At 68.0% G+C, this 17,443-nt stretch carries 21 protein-coding genes; 8 read left to right on the plus strand and 13 right to left on the minus strand.

The features are described from left to right. Nucleotides 1-36 precede the first annotated feature (36 nt). From ACFQEY_RS12575 to ACFQEY_RS12585, 3 genes are all read left to right on the plus strand, one after another. Nucleotides 37-579: a carboxymuconolactone decarboxylase family protein gene (locus ACFQEY_RS12575; protein ID WP_379769049.1), complete on the plus strand. Its 543-nt coding sequence runs from the start codon at nt 37-39 to the stop codon at nt 577-579. Between the two features lie 107 nt (nt 580-686). Further along, nucleotides 687-965, plus strand: a complete 279-nt coding sequence (locus ACFQEY_RS12580; protein WP_379769051.1) for a DUF7111 family protein — start codon at nt 687-689, stop codon at nt 963-965. Between the two features lie 42 nt (nt 966-1,007). Then, entirely contained in the window at nt 1,008-1,499 is a 492-nt protein-coding gene (locus ACFQEY_RS12585; protein WP_379769053.1) for a VOC family protein, read from the plus strand. A 20-nt stretch (nt 1,500-1,519) separates the two neighbouring features. Here ACFQEY_RS12585 and ACFQEY_RS12590 read toward each other — a convergent pair whose 3' ends face one another. The 5 genes from ACFQEY_RS12590 to ACFQEY_RS12610 all read right to left on the minus strand — a co-directional run bounded on the left by ACFQEY_RS12590 (nt 1,520) and on the right by ACFQEY_RS12610 (nt 6,603). Further along, nucleotides 1,520-1,729, minus strand: a complete 210-nt coding sequence (locus ACFQEY_RS12590) for a DUF8141 family membrane protein (RefSeq protein WP_379769055.1) — start codon at nt 1,727-1,729, stop codon at nt 1,520-1,522. Between the two features lie 102 nt (nt 1,730-1,831). Next, nucleotides 1,832-3,979 (minus strand): methionine--tRNA ligase, encoded by a 2,148-nt coding sequence (metG, locus tag ACFQEY_RS12595; protein ID WP_379769058.1) that lies wholly within the window; start codon nt 3,977-3,979, stop codon nt 1,832-1,834. Nucleotides 3,980-4,118: 139 nt separating this feature from the next. Then, nucleotides 4,119-5,054, minus strand: coding sequence for a thiamine-phosphate synthase family protein (locus ACFQEY_RS12600; RefSeq protein WP_379769061.1), 936 nt, complete (start codon nt 5,052-5,054; stop codon nt 4,119-4,121). Next, nucleotides 5,051-5,713: a dCTP deaminase gene (gene dcd, locus ACFQEY_RS12605; RefSeq protein ID WP_379769063.1), complete on the minus strand. Its 663-nt coding sequence runs from the start codon at nt 5,711-5,713 to the stop codon at nt 5,051-5,053. Before dcd ends, ACFQEY_RS12600 begins: the two co-directional genes overlap by 4 nt. Before the next feature lie 140 nt (nt 5,714-5,853). Beyond that, nucleotides 5,854-6,603: a YIP1 family protein gene (locus ACFQEY_RS12610; RefSeq protein WP_379769065.1), complete on the minus strand. Its 750-nt coding sequence runs from the start codon at nt 6,601-6,603 to the stop codon at nt 5,854-5,856. 133 nt (nt 6,604-6,736) lie between these two features. Here ACFQEY_RS12610 and ACFQEY_RS12615 point away from each other — a divergent pair, with 133 nt between their 5' ends. Then, nucleotides 6,737-7,450 carry a diphthine--ammonia ligase gene (locus ACFQEY_RS12615; RefSeq protein ID WP_379769067.1) on the plus strand — a complete coding sequence of 238 codons (714 nt, stop codon included), beginning with the start codon at nt 6,737-6,739 and terminating at the stop codon, nt 7,448-7,450. A gap of 51 nt (nt 7,451-7,501) precedes the next feature. On the opposite strand, the gene ACFQEY_RS12620 is transcribed toward ACFQEY_RS12615, so the two are convergent. Together ACFQEY_RS12620 and ACFQEY_RS12625 are read right to left on the minus strand one after the other, a co-directional pair. Beyond that, nucleotides 7,502-8,755 (minus strand): Glu/Leu/Phe/Val family dehydrogenase, encoded by a 1,254-nt coding sequence (locus tag ACFQEY_RS12620; protein ID WP_379769069.1) that lies wholly within the window; start codon nt 8,753-8,755, stop codon nt 7,502-7,504. Between the two features lie 121 nt (nt 8,756-8,876). Further along, on the minus strand, nt 8,877-9,749 hold the full coding sequence (locus ACFQEY_RS12625) for an HpcH/HpaI aldolase/citrate lyase family protein (RefSeq protein WP_379769071.1): 873 nt from the start codon (nt 9,747-9,749) through the stop codon (nt 8,877-8,879). 100 nt (nt 9,750-9,849) lie between these two features. Between ACFQEY_RS12625 and ACFQEY_RS12630 the strand changes: the two genes are divergently transcribed. Further along, entirely contained in the window at nt 9,850-10,323 is a 474-nt protein-coding gene (locus ACFQEY_RS12630; RefSeq protein WP_379769073.1) for a MaoC family dehydratase, read from the plus strand. A 24-nt stretch (nt 10,324-10,347) separates the two neighbouring features. Here ACFQEY_RS12630 and cyaB read toward each other — a convergent pair whose 3' ends face one another. Then, the gene (cyaB, locus tag ACFQEY_RS12635; protein ID WP_379769075.1) at nt 10,348-10,944 is read right to left on the minus strand and encodes a class IV adenylate cyclase; all 597 of its coding nucleotides are present in this window, start codon (nt 10,942-10,944) and stop codon (nt 10,348-10,350) included. Between the two features lie 114 nt (nt 10,945-11,058). On the opposite strand from cyaB, the gene ACFQEY_RS12640 reads away from it, so the two are divergent. Both ACFQEY_RS12640 and ACFQEY_RS12645 read left to right on the plus strand, forming a co-directional pair. Next, entirely contained in the window at nt 11,059-12,006 is a 948-nt protein-coding gene (locus ACFQEY_RS12640) for an FKBP-type peptidyl-prolyl cis-trans isomerase (protein WP_379769077.1), read from the plus strand. Nucleotides 12,007-12,114: 108 nt separating this feature from the next. Then, a complete protein-coding gene (locus ACFQEY_RS12645) occupies nt 12,115-12,375 on the plus strand; it encodes a hypothetical protein (protein WP_379769078.1) in 261 nt (86 codons plus the stop codon). A 27-nt stretch (nt 12,376-12,402) separates the two neighbouring features. Here the strand turns inward: ACFQEY_RS12645 and ACFQEY_RS12650 are convergent, their stop codons facing one another. The 4 genes from ACFQEY_RS12650 to ACFQEY_RS12665 all read right to left on the minus strand — a co-directional run bounded on the left by ACFQEY_RS12650 (nt 12,403) and on the right by ACFQEY_RS12665 (nt 15,095). Next, nucleotides 12,403-13,041: an RAD55 family ATPase gene (locus ACFQEY_RS12650; RefSeq protein WP_379769080.1), complete on the minus strand. Its 639-nt coding sequence runs from the start codon at nt 13,039-13,041 to the stop codon at nt 12,403-12,405. Between the two features lie 74 nt (nt 13,042-13,115). Further along, the gene (locus ACFQEY_RS12655) at nt 13,116-13,877 is read right to left on the minus strand and encodes a MinD/ParA family ATP-binding protein (protein ID WP_379769082.1); all 762 of its coding nucleotides are present in this window, start codon (nt 13,875-13,877) and stop codon (nt 13,116-13,118) included. Nucleotides 13,878-13,938: 61 nt separating this feature from the next. Next, nucleotides 13,939-14,331: a YlbF/YmcA family competence regulator gene (locus ACFQEY_RS12660; RefSeq protein ID WP_379769085.1), complete on the minus strand. Its 393-nt coding sequence runs from the start codon at nt 14,329-14,331 to the stop codon at nt 13,939-13,941. Between the two features lie 113 nt (nt 14,332-14,444). Continuing rightward, nucleotides 14,445-15,095 carry an alpha/beta hydrolase gene (locus tag ACFQEY_RS12665; RefSeq protein WP_379769272.1) on the minus strand — a complete coding sequence of 217 codons (651 nt, stop codon included), beginning with the start codon at nt 15,093-15,095 and terminating at the stop codon, nt 14,445-14,447. Nucleotides 15,096-15,243: 148 nt separating this feature from the next. Here ACFQEY_RS12665 and dph2 point away from each other — a divergent pair, with 148 nt between their 5' ends. Beyond that, nucleotides 15,244-16,287, plus strand: a complete 1,044-nt coding sequence (dph2, locus tag ACFQEY_RS12670; protein WP_379769087.1) for a diphthamide biosynthesis enzyme Dph2 — start codon at nt 15,244-15,246, stop codon at nt 16,285-16,287. Nucleotides 16,288-16,614: 327 nt separating this feature from the next. Here the strand turns inward: dph2 and ACFQEY_RS12675 are convergent, their stop codons facing one another. Continuing rightward, nucleotides 16,615-17,439, minus strand: a complete 825-nt coding sequence (locus ACFQEY_RS12675) for an SAM hydrolase/SAM-dependent halogenase family protein (protein WP_379769089.1) — start codon at nt 17,437-17,439, stop codon at nt 16,615-16,617. Nucleotides 17,440-17,443: the final 4 nt, after the last annotated feature.

Below are 17,443 nucleotides of genomic sequence, written 5' to 3' on the forward strand. Positions count from 1 at the left end.
GCACACACCTAACCCCTCACTCAGAGATGGGCGCTCATGGCCCGCGTTCCCTACGCCGACGCGTCGGACGTCCCGGACGAGTACGAGGACCTCCTGGAGTCGAAGCTGCAGGGGAAGCCGCTGCACGTCTACGAATCGATCGGCAACAACCCCGAAGTGCTCGCGGGGCTGCGCTCGTTCCTCGGGTCGCTGTGGACCGACAGCGGCCTCTCCGACCGCGAGCGCGAGCTCGTCATCCTCGCAGCCGCCGCCGAGACCCGGAACCGCTACGAGTGGCACCAGCACGTCAACATCGCCCGGGGCGTCGGCATCGACGACGGCGTCATCGCCGCGATCGGTGCTGGCGATCTCGGACCGCTCGACGTCGGCGAGACGGCTCTCGTCGAGTACGCGCTGGCTGTGCTCCGAGGCGACGTCGACGCGGTCGTTCACGCGTCGATCGCCGAGCGCTACGACGACGAGGTGATCGTCGGGATCGCCGCGATCGCACGCGGTTACGACGCTCTCGGCGGGATCATCGACGCCTTCGACCTGGAGCTGGAGTCGGGGTCGTCGTTCCACGGTTGGGACCCGCGATAACGGACGAAACGGACCGCCGGGAATCACGCGCGATCTCGGAGGGAAACCGATAGCGATGATCACGACTGCATCGACAGATACGACAGCGTTCGGCTCGTGCCGTGGGTATGAGCGACACGACGGCCGTGGAGGCGAACGGGATCGCCGCGCGCTACGAGGAGTCGGACGGCGAGCGGCTGCTCACGTTCTCCGGCACCGGTGGATCGGCGACGGTCGCCCAGAACGTCGACGGCTACGCGATGCTGAAGGTTCGGACGGGCCCTGACGGCGACGAGGTGGAACGGTACTACGGCTTCGACATGGCGCTGGATCACGCCGCGGAGCTGCTCGGCGTCCCGGCCGGCGACCTCCCGGTTCCCGATGTCGCCGCGGACATGGGGATGTAAGGGTCCGACACGGTTTTCTCGTCGGTGACCGATCCACCTCGCGTGGCAGACTCACCATCCGCGTCCGACTCACCATCCGAATCCAATGCAGCACCCGCGTCCGACTCACCGTCCGCGGCCGATCCGACCGCACACCACGTCGGCGTCACCGTCTCCGATCTCGACCGCGCGGTCGAGTTTTACACCGACACGTTCGACCTCGACATCGTCGCCGAGTTCTCCGTTAGCGGCGAGGCCTTCGCCGAGGCAGTCGCCGTCGACGGCGCGTCCGCGGAGTTCGCCCACCTCGACGCCGGCGGCGCGATCGTCGAGCTCGTCGCGTACGACCCGCGAGGCAAACCGGAGTCCGATCCCGAACTGAATCGCCCTGGAACGGTTCACTTAGGGCTCTCCGTCGACGACGTCGACGCCTTTTATACCGCCCTCGACGACGGCGTCACGACGCTTTCCCCGCCGCGGACGACGTCGAGCGGCACGACGATCCTGTTCGTCGTCGACCCCGACGGGAACCGGATCGAAGTGCTCGACGCCTGAATCGGACTTCGGTTTACGGGCTACCGCGCGCTCGCCTCACGCATCACGAGCAGCGACATCGGGACGCTCGCCGCGACGAACCCATAGACGCCGCCGATGATCGGCTCGACGCCAAGTGACGGTCCGAGCAGGTAGCCGGCGACGAACCCGATGGGGTCGAAGACGAACGCGGTGACGAGAATCTTCGTCTGGAAGGGCAGTGCCTCGAACCAACGGGGAAGGAGGGACATGGTCGCCCATGGATTCGAGCGTCGTATTGATAAATGATGGCGGAACGCGATCGGCTTTTTCGGTCGCGAAGCGGGTCGATCGGCCTCTCGCGACGCTCCGGATTACTTCACCTTCGTGCCCGGACCGGCGTCCTCGTAGGTCGTCAGGAGGTCGGCCTCCTCGCCGGCGGCCAGTACCATGCCGTTCGACTCGACGCCGAACAGCTCCGCTTTCTCCATGTTGGCGAGGACGACGACCTTCGTTCCGGGCAGGTCTTCGACGTCGTGCAGCCGCTTGAGCCCCGCGACGATCGTCCGGGTCTCCGCGCCGAGGTCGACGCGGAGCCGCAGGAGGTCGTCCGCGCCCTCGATGCCCTCGGCCTCCTCGATCCGGCCGACCCGGATGTCCAGTTCCTGGAACTCGTCGAAGCTGATTCGGTCGTCGCTGAGGGGTTCGATGTCGGTCATGTCGTCAGGGGTGTCGCCGTCGGTGGTGTCGCCGTCAACCGCCTCTCCGCCGTCGTCCGCGTCGTGCCCGTCGTCCGAGTCGGCGTCGTCCGTGGCTTCCGCCGCGGCGACCCGCGACTCCAGCTTCTCGTTCAGCGCCTCGACGCGGTCGTCTTCGATCTTCTCGAACAGCTCGGTCGGTTCCGCGAGGTCGCCGGCGGGGCCCTCTCGCGCGGCCTCGACGGTGACCTCGTGAACGGAACCGTCCTCGCCGAGCTGGTCCCACAGACGCTCGCACTTCTCGGGGGCGATCGGCTCGAAGAGCACGGCGATCGCCTTCGCGATCGCGACGCAGTCGTGGATGACCTGCGCGGCCTCCTCGGGATCCTCGTCGACGAGGTTCCACGGCTCGCTGCGCTGGATGTACTCGTTCCCGAAGCGAGCGAGGTCGGTGACCGCGTCGCCGAGCGCGCGGACCGAGTAGTCGTTGACGGCGGCTTCGACGTCGGCTATCGCCTCCTCGATCCGCTCGGCCACGTCGTCGCTCGTCGCGTCCGCGATAGGCGCGTCGTCGTAGTTTCGGTGGGCAAAGAGGAGGGAGCGGTAGAGGAAGTTACCGACGGTCCCCACCAGCTCGGTGTTCACGCGGTCGCGGAACTTCTCCCACGAGAAGTCGACGTCCTGCTGGAACCCGCCGTTGGTCGCGAGGTAGTAGCGAAGCGGGTCGGGATGAAAGCCCTCGTCGAGGTACTCGTCGGCCCAGACGGCGCGATCGCGGCTCGTGGAAAAGCCCTTGCCGCCGAGGGTGACGAAGCCGCTCGCCATCACGGCCCGCGGCTCGGTGTGATCGGTCGCCTCCAGCATCGCGGGCCAGAAGATCGTGTGGTGCTGGATGATGTCGCGGCCGATCACGTGGACGATTTCCCCGCCTTCGGGGTGGTCGTCGATCGCGCCCTCCTTCCAGGCGGCCTCCCAGTCGAAGACGTCGCTGCCGACGCGCTCCGTGTACTGCTTCGTCGAGGAGATGTACTCTATCGGCGCGTCGACCCAAACGTACAGAACGAGGTCCTGCGGGTTCTCTCCGGGGTAGTCGATCCCCCAGTCCATGTCGCGGGTGATACACCAGTCCTGGAGGCCCTGATCGATCCACTCGCGGGGCTGGTTCCGGGCGTTCGAGGTCCCCTCCAGTCGGTCGAGGAAGCCGGAGAGGTACTCGGAGAACTCGGAGACCTCGAAGAACTTGTGCGTGCGTTCGCGGTACTCCGCGGGGTTCCCCGAAACGGTCGAGACCGGGTCTTCGACCTCACCGGGTTCGAGGTGGCGCTGGCACCCCTCGTCGCACTCGTCTCCGCGGGCGTGCGCGCCGCAGTACGGGCACGTGCCCTCGACGTAGCGGTCCGGGAGGTACTGGTCGTCGACCGGGTCGTACGCGACCATGATCTCCTTCTCGTAGACGTGGCCGGCGTCCTCGAGATCGCGGACGAGAGCCTGGGTGATCTCCGTGTTCGTCTCGTCGTGGGTGTGGCCGTAGTTGTCGAACTCGACGTTGAACTTCGGGAACGTCGCGGCGTACCGCTCGTGCCAGTCGAGCGCGAACCGCTCGGGCGAGACGCCTTCCTGCTCGGCGTTCACCGCGACGGGGGTCCCGTGCATGTCGGAGCCGGAGACGAAGGCGGTCTCCTGGCCGAGTCGTTCGAGCGCGCGGCTGTACACGTCGCCGCCGACGTAGGTGCGCAGGTGGCCGATGTGGAGGTCGCCGTTGGCGTACGGCAGTCCACAGGTCACCACCGCGGGATTGTCGGTGGGAAAGTCGTCGTGGCTCATGTGGTGTGTGTATGTCGTGTGACGACCGATCGGGCCTAAAGCCCGCTGGTTCGGTGCCGACGATCCGCGACCGTCGATTCGGCGTCGTCGATCGCGGCAGTTTGCGACCGGTCGGTCACAGTAGCTCTCGACCGGTCGGTCAGAGTAACTCCCGGACGATCTGCGCCGCGTCCACGGCGGTCGGCGCGAGCACGTAGACGATCGGCTCGACGCCGACAGCGCCCGTCTGATAGAGGACGAGTCCTCCGCGTCCCTCGTCGCGGTCCGCCGGGAGATCGGCGGCCGGGAGGTCGGCGGCCGCTATCGCCTCCGCGACGGCCTCCTCGGTGGCGCGTTCGGGGTCGAACTTCACCGTCGGATACGACGCGGCGAGACGCTCAACCGTCTCCGCGTCGTACCGGACGTTCACCGCGCCGCGCGCGGTCGACCCGGCCTCGCGGGCGGCGAGCAGGACCGTCGCGACGTGTTCGCTCACGCCGAACTCTGGCTCGCCGGGCACCATCGCCCGTCCTTTCACGTCGACGAGACGGCCTGGGACGGCGGCGACGTCGTCGACCGTCGCCGCATCGTCGAGACACTCGACGACGTTCGCGCCCACGTTCGGAATGAGTCCGGCGAACCCCGAGGCGTTCGTCAACGTGCGGAGCCCGCGGCGCACGGAGGCGAGCACGCGTTCGCGATCGCGGAGGCCGCTGTCGGGATCGTGGACGGCGAACTCGACGTCGGCGGCCGAGAGCGCCGGCATCGCCTCCTCGTGAAGCTCGGCGAGGAGGTCACCCTCTTCCAGCTGCCGGATCAGCACTTCGATCTCGACGAGCGCGGCGACGGGGGTCACGTCGCCCGCGGCGAGCCCCTCGCCGATCCGGTCGACCAGCTCTCGGACGCGCGCGTCGGCGACGATCCGCTCGTGGCGCGCCACGTCGCCGTGGGCGTACTTCGACACCGCCGACTGGGAGATGCCGAGCGCGTCGGCGACCTCGCGCTGCGTAAAGCCGCGCTCGCGGAGGTCCTCCGCTAGCATCGAGCGAACGGTCGGGAGGAACTCGTCGACGACGACCTCCTCGATGAACTTCATCGCGTCCCCTCGGTGCGGTCGTCCTCCTCGGCGCGGTCGTCGCCCTCGGCGGGGTCATCGCCCTCGGCGCGGTCGTCCTCCTGGTCGAACTCCGGATCGTCGCCGATTCGGGAGGCCTGCGGCCCATCCTGGTCTTGATACTTCGAGCCGCGCTCCGCGCCGTAGGGCCGGTCTGCGGGCGAGGAGAGCTCCGTGAACGTGAGCTGCGAGACCCGCATCCCCGGCGAGAGCGCGACCGGTGCGGTTCCCAAATTCGACAGTTCCAGGGTGATTTGCCCCTTGTAGCCGGGGTCACACAGGCCCGCCGTCGCGTGCACGACGATGGCGAGCCGCCCGAGCGACGAGCGCCCCTCGACGTGCGCGACGAGGTCGTCGGGGATCTCGACGCGCTCCGTCGTCGTGCCGAGAACGAAGTCTCCCGGGTGGAGAATAAACTCGTCACCCTCCGGAACCCGCGTCTCCGTGACGTACTCGCCGACCTCGTCTGCCTCGGTCGGATGGATACAGGGGATGTTGGCGCGCTGGAACTCCAAGAATCGCTCGCCGAGCCGCAAGTCGACGCTCGCGGGTTGTACCTGCTGGTCGACGTCGTCGAGCGGCTCGATGACGAGCCCCCCGTCCGCGAGTCGGTCGAGGATGTCCGCGTCCGACAGGATCATACCGGGAGAGGGTGCGCGGCCGGCTTAAAAACTCCCGAATCGTCGGGCGGGGCGACGGGAGTCGCGACGAGCGGCCCATCGGAGGCGACGGCTCCGTCGACGGCCGTCGTCGTCGGAACATCTTCGGACCACCGCGGTCGTCAGATCGCCGCCATCAGGAACCCGAGGACCGCGAACAGCCCCGCGACCGCGCCCGCCGTGTCGCGTTCGAGATCGTGAGCCGACTCCAGCCCGCCGACGACGAGTACCCACTGGATCGCGAGGACGACGGCGGAGACCGCCAAAAGCGGCCCCTGCATCGTCGAGATGGCCGCGACCACTTCGTTCGCGATCGCCTCGATAGTGGTCCCCTCGACCGTCGTCGTCGCGAGCGCGTACCAGATCGCGGCGACCCCGGCGACGAGGCGAAGCAGCTCCGCGGCGATCGCCCATCCCGCGATCACGAAGGAGTCGCCGACCGAACCGGTTCCCCCGGCGAGGCGCGCGCCGGCGTGGAGCACGACCGAGAACACCACCCACCAGATCGGCACGCCGATCAGTCCGTAGCCGAGGTACCCGCCCGTCGCGCTTCGTAGCTCCTCGCCGACGTTCGCCTCAATCCGCTCTGGCTGGTCGCACTGCTCGGCGAACACCGAGTCGTCGTCATCGCCGAACCGCTCGCAGGTCGACTCCGATGGGCGGTCGGGATTGTCGACGGTGATCTCGGTGTCGATGGTCGCATCGAAGGCGACTCCGAGTCCGACGATCCCGAGGGTCGTCGCCGCGGTCACGAGGACGACGAGTCCGAACGCGACCGCGCCGGATCCGGGTCGCACGTCCCGGAAGTGGTCGCGGGAGCGATCGAGGAGGTGGCTGACGAGTCCGAAGAGGGCGGCGAGCGGGGAGGGCATATTCGACCGATCCGAGACGGGATACATGTGTTTTGTCCCTTCGAGCGGTCGAACGGTCGTCGGTCGTGTCGTTCGTACCCGACGGCCGCTGACGGACCGTCGGCGCTTTACCCGCGGGCCACGTTTCCCGGGTATGAGCGACTGGGTGAGCCTCTTTTCGGGCGGCAAGGACTCCTCGTGGGCGCTGTACCGCGCGCTGGAGGAGGGCCTCGACGTCTCTCGGCTCCTGACCGTCCATCCCGCGGGCGACTCGTACATGTACCACACGCCGGCGACGGAGCTCGCCGGACTCGCGGCTGAGAGCGTCGGGATCGACCTCGTCGAGGTCTCACCGGAGGATTTCGGTGCCGACGACGTCGACGACGCCGGCGCTCAGGGCGACGCCGAACTGGAGCCGATGGAGGCGGCGGTACGGGAGCTCGCCGCCGCGGACGACGTCGACCTCGCGGGCGTCACCGCGGGCGCGGTGGAGAGCGAATTCCAGACGAGCCGGATTCGAGGGATGTGCGACCGGCTGGAGATCGACCTGTTCGCGCCGCTGTGGCGGGAGGATCCGGTCGATCTCGCGAGGGCGATGTTCGACGCCGGGTTCGAGATCCGGATCGTGCAGGTCGCGGCCTACGGGCTCGACGAGTCCTGGCTCGGCCGCCGGTACGACGCCGACGCGCTCGCGGAACTCCGCGACCTCCGCGAGGAGTACGGGGTGCACCCGCTCGGCGAGGGCGGCGAGTTCGAGACGTACGTCGTCGACGGGCCACACATGGACCGCCGAATCGAAATGGAGTACGAGGCCGTCTGGGAGGGCGATCGCGGCCACGTCGAAGTCAGAGACGCGCGACTGGTGTGACGCTCAGAGTCGCGAGACTGGTGTGACGCCCGATCCTATCTCAGTGACCGACTACGGCCAGTTACCGGCCTGTTCGTACGCGGTCACGATCCGGTCGATCGCGACCACGTAGGCCGCGGTCCGGAGGTTCGGCACGTCGTTCGACTCGTAGGTGTCGATCAGCTCGTCGAACGCGTCGACGATCACGCGCTCCAACTCCTCGTTCACTCGCTCTTCCGTCCAACTGAACCGCTGACGGTTCTGGACCCACTCGAAGTACGAGACGGTGACTCCGCCCGCGTTCGCGAGGATGTCGGGGACGACCGTGACGTCGCGGTCGGTCAGCACGTCATCCGCGTCGGGAGTGAGCGGCCCGTTGGCGGCCTCGACGATCACGTCGGCCTCGACGTCGGCGGCGAGGTCGGCGTCGATCGCGTTCTCCAAGGCGGCCGGGACGAGAACGTCGACGTCGAGCGTGAGCAGTTCCTCGTTCGTGATCGACTCGGCCTCGCCGTACCCCGAGACGGAGCCGGTCTCGGTCTTGTGCGCCTTCGCGTCGCGGGGGTCGATCCCGGTGGCATCGTGAATTCCGCCGGAGGAGTCGGAGACGGCGACGATATCGGCTCCGAGGTCGGCGAGCAGCGCCGCGCCGATCGACCCCGCGTTGCCGTACCCCTGCACCGCGACGGTCGCGCCGTCGAGGTCGCGGTCGAGCCAGTCGAACGCCTCGCGGGCGGAGAGCGCGACCGACCGACCCGTCGCCTCGACGCGCCCCTCGCTGCCGCCGGAGTCGAGCGCCTTTCCGGTGATGACGCCCGGCGCGGTCGTGTTCTCCAACGTCTCGTAGGTGTCTTTGATCCAGTTCATCTCCCGCTGGCCGGTGTTGACATCGGGCGCGGGAATGTCGCGGTCCTCGCCGATGAGCGGACGGAGTTCTTTCGCGAACGCGCGCGTCATCCGTTCCAACTCGCTCTCGGAGTAGTCGCCCGGATCGATCGCGATACCGCCCTTCCCGCCGCCGTAGGGGACGTCGACGATGGCGCACTTGTACGCCATCCAGCCGGAGAGCGCCTTCACCTCGTCGCGGGTGACGTTCGGGTGGTACCGGATACCCCCTTTGTACGGGCCGCGGTCGCCGTTGAACTGCGACCGGTACGCGCGGACGGTCTCGAGCGACCCGTCGTCCAGTTCGAACGTCAGGTTCGTCTCCAGTACCCGCTCCGGGTTCATCAGCCGGGTGAGTACTCCCTCGTCGGCGTCGAGTGCCGTCGCGGCGTCGTCCACCTGTTCCTGTAAGCTCTCGAATGGGTTTGCCTGGTCAGCCATGCGTGAACGTCCACCGCCCCCCGGGTTAATTGTGACGAACGGGCCGGAAATTGGGACGAACGGATCCAGAGGTGCCGAATCGTCCACTATTCGGCGTTATTCGGGGCGGAACACCCCGATCTCACGTGGTATCCCTGGCCGCCGCGAGATCGCGGATCCGCTCCGCTTGAGCGATAAGCGGCGCGTCGATCATCTCACCGTCGACCCGGAACACCCCCCGTCCCTCGCGCTCCGCCTCGTCGCGGGCATCGAGGACCCGCTCCGCCCATTCGATCTCATCGTCGTCGGGCGTGAACGCCTCGGTTATCGGCGCGACTTGCGCGGGATGGATCGCCATCTTCCCGTCGTAGCCGAGCGTGAGCGCGAACTCGGCGTCCGCGCGAAGCCCTTCCAGATCGGAGAAGTCCGTGTACACCGTGTCGATCGCGTCGACGCCGGCGGCCCCGGCTGCGAGGACGACGTGCTCGCGGGCGTACAGCACCTCCGTCCCGTCCTCGGTCCGCGTCGCGCCCACGTCGGCCGCGAGGTCCTCCGCGCCGAAGACGAGCGCGTCTGTCGGCTCGGCGGCGGCGATCGACTGGGCAGAGAGCACTCCGGCGGCGGTCTCGACGAGCGCGAAGACGGCCGGATCGAGGCCCCGGTCCGCACACAGGGCCGCCGCGTCGGCGACCCGAGCGGCGCTCTCCGCTTTCGGAAGCATGACCGCGTCGAGACGGAGGTTCCGTCCGTCGGTATCGGCCGCGGTCGCCGAACCGAGCAGTCCGTCGAGGTCCGCCGACGGCTCCGCCTCGGTCAGCCGAACGCACACCTCCGCGGCGGGATCGAACTCGGGGTCGACGAGTATCTCGCGGACAGCAGTACGAGCCTCGCCCTTGCGGCGGGGCGCGACCGCGTCCTCGAGGTCGAAGCAGATCACGTCCGCGCCCGCGCTCGGTGCCTTCCGCATCAGCTCCGGACGGTCGCCGGGGGAAAACAGGACGCTTCGTCGGGCCATGTCGGCCGGTCCGTCCGCACGAACATAAATCGATCCGAGGACTCGACGTCGCCGAGGTCGGAGCGGCAGCGATTTCACGGGGCGGGACCACCGTCGACTCATGACCGGGCGTTACTACGAGGAGTTCGACGTCGGCGAGACGATCGAGCACGCCACGCGGCGAACGATCAGCGAGGCCGACAACCAGCGCTTTTGCGACATGACGATGAACCAGCAGCCGCTGCACCTCGACGACGACTTCGCGTCGGGGACGCAGTTCGGCGAGCGGCTCGTCAACGGCCTGTACACGATGTCGCTGGCGGTCGGCGTGTCGATCCCGGAGACGACTGACGGGACCATCGTCGCGAACCTGTCGTACGACAACGTCGAACACCCGAATCCGGTGTTTCACGGCGACACCGTCCGCGCGCGGTCGACCATCACCGACAAGCGCGAGACGAGCGACGGAGCGCGCGGGGTCGTCACGATGCACGTCGAGGCGTTCAAGCTCGTCAAGGACGGCGACGACGTCCTCGTCTGCGAGTTCGATCGCACCGCGCTGTCGAAGAAGCGACCCGACGGCGACGGACCGTAGTCGAGCCGCGGTCCGTCCCTCCGCTCACTCTGATTGTCCCTCGCCCGCCAGCAACAGCCCCAGGTACGACGTGCGGACCTGCGAGGACCCGTCGAGTCCGAGCCGAGAGAGCGCGGCGCTCGCCTCGTTTCGCGTGCGTTCGATCGTGTCCTCGTCGTCTACCTCGCGCTCGATTTCGACGAACTCCCCCACGCCGTCGACGGCGTCGAGCGCGACGGTGAACCCCTCGTACGCCCAGAACTCGCGGCGCTTCTCGACGGTCGCGGCCGGTTCGAACCCGAGCCCCGAGAGGATCCCCGCGACCGCCTCGGCGTCGTCGACGCCGGTCTCGCGTTCGACCCGCGTCTTCGACCCGTCGTCCAGCAGCGGTCCTTTATACGTGATCTTCGTCGTCTCCTCCTCGCCGCCCACTGGCCACGCGTCGGATGGCTCGTCGGAGTCATCGAGCGGCACCTCGCGACGAACCCGGAGCGCCTCGTCCGTCTCGGCGAAATCGCGGTGCGGGGCGTCGTAGTACACGTCCCGCTGTCGACGGGTACCGACGCGCTCGGCTCCGGCGTCTCGGAGTCGCCGGCGGACCGCGTCGACATCGGCCGGAACCTTGATCTCGACCTCGTACATACCCGAGATCCGCCGGGTTCGTTCTTAAGCGCCGCGGACCACCGCGCTCCAATGCGACGGCCGCCGCCGGGTCGAACCGTGCGCCTTAAGGGTGTAACAGGTGACGTTCAGGGTATGAGCGATCAGGAGCAAGCGGACGCGGCCGAGGACGACGTCGAGGCCGAGACCGACGCCGAGACCGAGACCGCCGGACTGGAAGACGGCGACTTCGTGCGGGTCGCCTACACGATCCGAACCGCGGACGACGACCGCGTCATCGACACCACCGACGAGGCCGTCGCCGAGGAGGCGGAGATCGACACGGAGGAACACGAGTTCGAGCCGCGCATCATCTCGCTGGGCGCTGGGCACGTGTTTCCGTCCGTCGAGGAGGCGTTCCTCGGCGCGGCCGTGGGTGACGAGGGCGTCGTCGACGTCCCCGCTGACGACGCGTTCGGCGCGTACGACCCCGACGAGGTCGAGACCGTCAAGGCCGACAAGATCCCCGAGGACAGCCGCTACCCCGGCGCGCAGGTCCAGATCGACAACCGCCAGGGCTACCTCGAGACGATCATCGGCGGTCGCGCCCGCGTCGACTTCAACCACCCGCTGGCCGGCGAGGACCTCGAGTACGAGTACGAGATCCTCGAGGAGATCGACGACCGCGAACAGCAGGCCGCCGGCATGCTCGGGATGTACCTCCAGGAGGCCCCCGAGGTCCGAATCGAGACCGTCACCGAGGAGGAGGAGACGGTTTCCGAAGACGACGACGGCGAGGAGATCGTCGAGACCGAGGACGTCGAGAAGGACGTCCTCTACGTGACGGCGACCCAGGCGATGCAGATGAACCAGCAGTGGATGTTCCAGAAACAGCAGATCGCCCAGGACCTCATGAGCCGACTCGACCTCGACCGCGTCGTCGTCGAGGAGGTCATCGAGGGCGGCGGCATGGGCGGCCTCGGCGGTATGATGGGCGGCATGGGAGGTGCCGGCGCGGGAGACATCGAGGAGGCGCTCGAAGACGTCGACGTCGACGCGGACGAGATCGTCGACGAACTCGACGAGGACCTCGACGAGGAGTAACTGCGACCGCGGCCGTCGCGTCACCGGGCAGCCGACCGAGATCTCGTCTGCGACCCGATCCCTTTTGACCGACGGTCGAGCCACTCACAGACACGGACACTCACAGACATGGAACTTGAACGTGCGCGCGAGGACGTCGTCGTCGCGGCGAGCGCCGGCGCGACGACGATCGCACTCGCGCTGCTGTCCGGCGTCGTCGGTGTCGTCCAGGTCGCCACGCTACACACGTTGGCACCGCTCGCCGTCTACGCGGTGTACCTGTTCTCACGGAAGGGCGGCCCGTACGGGCCCTTCGACCGGCCGCGAAACTGGGCGCTCGCCGCGGTCGTAGTCGGGATCGCCGTGATCGTCGCGTCGACGACGCTCTAACCATGAACGGTCCGAAGAGCGGCCGATTCAGGCGATATCTCGACTCGTGTCCACCGACACGGTGTCGGTGAGCTTCAGTTTGAGGGGCTCCTCGAGGGCCGCCCCCCCGCGGAACTTCGGAACGACGAGTCGGTTCGCGATCTCCGTGCCCGTCACGGTGGTTCGGAGATCGAAGACGACGTCAGCGACCTGCTCGGTGACGACTCGGTTCTGTCCGATCGACCCGCCCTTGAACGCGTGGAGCACGGCGATGCCACCGGCCTCGTCGACGTGCTGCCGGACGTCGTTGAGGAGGGTTCGGTAGCGATCGCGTTCCTTGGCCTCGAACGGCTCGACGGAGTCGATGACGAGCGTTCCGCGCTCCGGGAGATCGGCGGCGACCGACAGCGCGTCCTCGAACGGATCGTCGCCGTCGACGGATCGAACGACCGTCTCCTCGGCCGCGTCCGCGGCCGCGGTCCCTCCGTCCAGTGTCAGCCCCGCTTCGACCGCGTCGGGCGAACGGACCGTTGTCAGGTATCGACACTTCCGAACGCGCGAGAGGCGGTTGATGATCAGTTCGGATTGGCTCGCCGGATCCGCCTTCAGCGCGACGACGCTGCCGCTCGGGAGTCCCCCGCCGAACTCCCTGTCCAGCACCGAAATCCCGGTCGGTAGCGTCTCCATACGATCGCTGCCGGCTCCGGAGGTTTGGCTCTGTCGATGGGACGCGGTGCGGTTCCGAACACCGCCCTCGCCGCTCACGCTATCCGCCAGCGCCCCGCGCCGTACTCCTCGACGAGCCGGCGCGCGAGGCCGTCGTACGCCGCCGTGACGGCGGGGGCGGAGAGCGGCTCCGGACTCGCTGACGGGATCCGTTCCACCACCAAACATCCGAACAGGTCGGCTACCGGCTCCGGGACCGAATCGGTCCGAACGGCGACGACGCCCACCGGCGGACAGTTGAGACGGCGAGCGATCGCCGCCGTCTTCGCCGCGTCGCGCAGCGCGGGCCGACGCAGCGGAGTCACGAGGAGACACCGGTCGGCGACGCGGAGGGGTGCCGCGGCGTCCGGCGACGCGCCGGCCGGACAGTCGAGAAGCACCGGCGTCTCGTCGGGCAGGACGCCGTCGAGCGAGTCGAGGATCGTTCTCGCGTCGACGCTTCGGGGGAACTTCGGCGCACCGAGTACCGTCGGTCGCGAACGGTCGAGGGGGATCGGTTCATCGTTTCGAAGCGCCTCGACGACGGTGGACGCCTCGTTCGGTCGGGTGGACGCCTCGTTCGGTCGGGTGGTCGCCGCGTCCGGACCGGTGATCGGATCCGGATCGGCGGTTCCCCGATCCGTCGCCGATCCGGTTCCGCTCGCTCTCGTTTCCGCCGCTAGCTCCGTGAGGTTCGGGAGGTCCCAGTCCGCGTCGACGGCGACGACGGGCGCTCCCCGCCGCGACAGCGCCCGTGCGAGGCCCACGGTCGTGGTCGTCTTTCCGCTTCCGCCCTTTCCGCCGGCTACGGCTATCACTGGGGGGACTGTGCCGTCACTGGGTATAAAAAGACGGACGCCGGCGGAGTCGGCCGCGCGGTCAGTCCTGACAGCAGCCGCCCGCCTCGCCGCCGAAGTCGACCGCGAGGGGGTCCGAGATTGCCTCGTTGACCATTTCGAGGGTGGCGGTCAGCTCGTCTTGTGCGTCGAGGAACTCGCTCATGACGGGCATCGAGTGGAGCTCGTCCTGCGCGTCCTGCACGTGGTTGAGGTCGGCGTTCGTCGCCTGTCCGGTCTGACGAGCCTGCATGAACTCCGCGCGGAGCCGTTCGAACTCGTCAATCTTCGCTTGGACCTCCTCGTCGCGTTGCACCGCCTCGCGCGTGTCCTCGAAGCGCTCGTACTCAGGGGTTCGGGCGATCCGCTCGCCGAGTTCGCGACCGAGGTCCTCGATGGAGGCCTGTTCGTCGACTGGGGCCCGTTCGACGCTCATGGATCACCGTTGGTCCGAACCGGTTTGAACCTGCCGGAGCCGGGAATATCGTGTCGCGGGAGATGAGCGCTCTCGCGCTGTTCCTACTGCGTGTGACTCTATCGGGTCTGACGCTACGCGTGCGACTCCACGAACGCGATCACGTCGGCCAGCTCCGCCTGTCCGATGCCGTGGCCGCCGGGATAGCTCCCGCGGGTGACGTCCGCGCCGATCGCCTCGAACCGATCGGCGGCCGCGGCCGAGCGCGACTCCGGGATCACACGATCACCGGTCCCGGCACCGACGAAGACGGGCTTCCCTTCGATCCCCTCGGGCGCGAGGTCTGCGTGCGAGTCCGCGAGGTACCCGTGGAGCGCGACGACCCACGCGTAGCGGTCGGGGCCCTCCAACACGAGCGAGAGGCTCGTTATCGCTCCCTGACTGAATCCGAGCAGACCGATCCGGTCGGCGTCGAGAGCGTACGCGTCGATCGCGGCGTCGACGCTCTCCGCGACGAGGTTGAGGCTCCGACGGAACTCCGCGGCGTGCGGCTGGCTCTTCTCCAAGCCGCCAGCGGAAAGGTCGAGCTCGTACCACGTATAGCCGCCCTGCAGCGGGTCCGGGGCGCGAAGACTGATGACGTGCAGTTCGTCGGAAAGGCGTCGAGCGACCGGAAGCAGGTCTTCCTCGTCGGCTCCGCGGCCGTGAAGCACGAAAGCGGCGGGGGCGTTCTCCGGATCGTCGTCGGGCGCGACGTGGACGTGTTCCAGGGGAATCTCGGACATGTGGAGGTCGTTCGTCGGCTCGGCGGTTGTATCCGTCGGCCGCGGCAGCGGAGGGCTCGGCTCGCGCCGGCGTGCGTTTGCCACGATCGATCGCCGGTCTCGTCGTCGAACGCGCGGTTTAACCGTCCAGCCACACAATTCGTTCGACATGAGCGGCTCCACGGAGGGCGACCTCACGAAGACGGGGATGGCCCTGAAACACGACCGCGAGTGGGACTACGAGCTCGATCGGATCGTCGAGGCCATCGATGAGCGCGACGCCTCGAAAGTCGGCCTCCAGTTCCCCGAGGGACTCAAGCGCCGCGGCCCGAAGGTCGCCGACGACCTCCGCGAGGCGGCCCCCGACGACGTGACGTTCATGCTGTCCGGGCAGCCGTGTTACGGCGCTTGCGACCTCGATACGTATCTGATGCGCCGAACGGATGTGTTCGTCCACTTCGGACACACGCCGATGAAGGAGTCCGACAGCATCGTCTACGTCCCCCTGTTCTCGAACGTCGACCCCTTCCCGATCATGGAAGACGCGTTGGAAGCGGAGCTGGCTCCCCCGGAGGAAGACGCCGACGTGGGTCTCGTCACCACGGCCCAACACATGAACCGGTTCGAGGAGATGACCGACTGGTTGGAGGAGCGCGGCTACGAGGTCCACACCCGCCGCGGCGACGACCGGCTCACGAAGGAGGGACAGGTGCTCGGCTGCAACTACGCCTCCGCAGACATTCCCGCCGAGCAGGTGCTCTACGTCGGCGGTGGAAAGTTCCATCCGGTGGGCCTCGCGATGGAGCACCCGGACAAGCGCGTCGTCATCGCCGACCCCGTCAACAACGCCGTCTCGGTCGCCGAGCATGACCAGTTCCTGAAGCAGCGCTACGCCTCGGTCCACAAGGCGATGAGCGCCGAGAAGTGGGGCGTCATCTTCTGTACGAAAATCGGCCAGGGTCGCTGGGAGAAAGCGCAGGAGATCGTCGACAACAACGAGAACGCCTACCTGATCACGATGGACGAGGTGACGCCTGACCGCCTCCGCAACTTCGACATGGACGCGTTCGTCAACACCGGCTGTCCGCGGATCACGACCGACGACGGTCCGCGCTTTCACAAACCCATGTTGACCCCCGGCGAGTACGAGGCCGCCATCGGCGAGAAACCGCTCGACTCGATCGAGTTCGACACGTTCCACGACACGTGGTGAGTCGGTCGCCTCGCTGACTGTCGCCGCGTTTCACTTCCTTCGAGAGCGTCATCGATCGGCTCGGCTACGTTGTTGTGACCGCCGGTGAACGCTCACTACCGAAGCGGCAGGGATGGGTTTCGGGAGTGCGTGTTGCAGGCCGCCTGCGACCTGGTACGTAACGAACGCGAGAGCGACGGTTGTTTATAAATACCACTTTCTCACGTATAAACAACCGCTCCAACACAATACACCGACTCCCGCAATCGATCAAGAGGCAACTTTCAACGATCGTCCGAATCAGTTGCAAATCCATCTGACGGGTAGGATTTCACCGATGTCGCCGTGCTACAAACTCACGTTGTCGGCGACGAGCCGCACCTCGCTGCCGGGTCGGAGATCGAACGCGCCGTCGCCCCGCCCGTCGTTCACGTCGCACTCGACGTAGCCGTGGCTCCCGACGGTCACGAGCCGGTCGCCGGAGTCGACCGCGCCGAACGTCTCGGCGACGGGCGTGAGTTCGCCGTTCACCCGGATCCACTCGCGGCCGCGGATCAGTTCTCCCGGGACGTTCGTGACGGCGTTGCCGAAGCGGTCGACGACGAGGACCTCGCCGTCGACGGCGACGGCGTCTCCGTCGCCGTCGCGTTCGACCGACGGCTCCGGGAGAGTGAGATCGACGGGATCGGCCGCCGGCGAGAGGTCGTCCATCGCCGCGAGCGCGTCGGCGACGTCCGCCGGAGTCGTCGCGTCGGGTCCGCCATCGAGCACCGCGCGGATCCGCGTCGCGGTGGGCGCGAACACGTCGCGGCCGTGGAACGTCGCGCTCGCCGGGTCCTCGACGTCGACGACGAACGCCTCGGGGCCTTCCTCGCCGGCGAGCGCCCGAGCGGGGGGCATCGTGAGTCCGTTGTCGGGGGCGACGAGGACGTGGGAACCCGCGTGGACGACGAGCGCGTCCCGATCGGTCCCGACGCCGGGATCGACCACGGCGCAGTGGACGGCGGGCGGGAACTCCGGGAGGACGAACCGGAGCCAGAAGGCGGCCGAGCGAGGGTCGCCGCGGGGCAAGTCGTGGGCGACGTCGATCATCTCGGCACTCGTGTGCCGCCGGATCACTCCCTTCATCGCGGCGGGGTACGGCGAGCCGAAGTCGGACGCGAGCGTGATCATACGG

This window comes from Halorubrum trueperi, assembly GCF_042662525.1.
GTDB lineage: Archaea > Halobacteriota > Halobacteria > Halobacteriales > Haloferacaceae > Halorubrum > Halorubrum trueperi.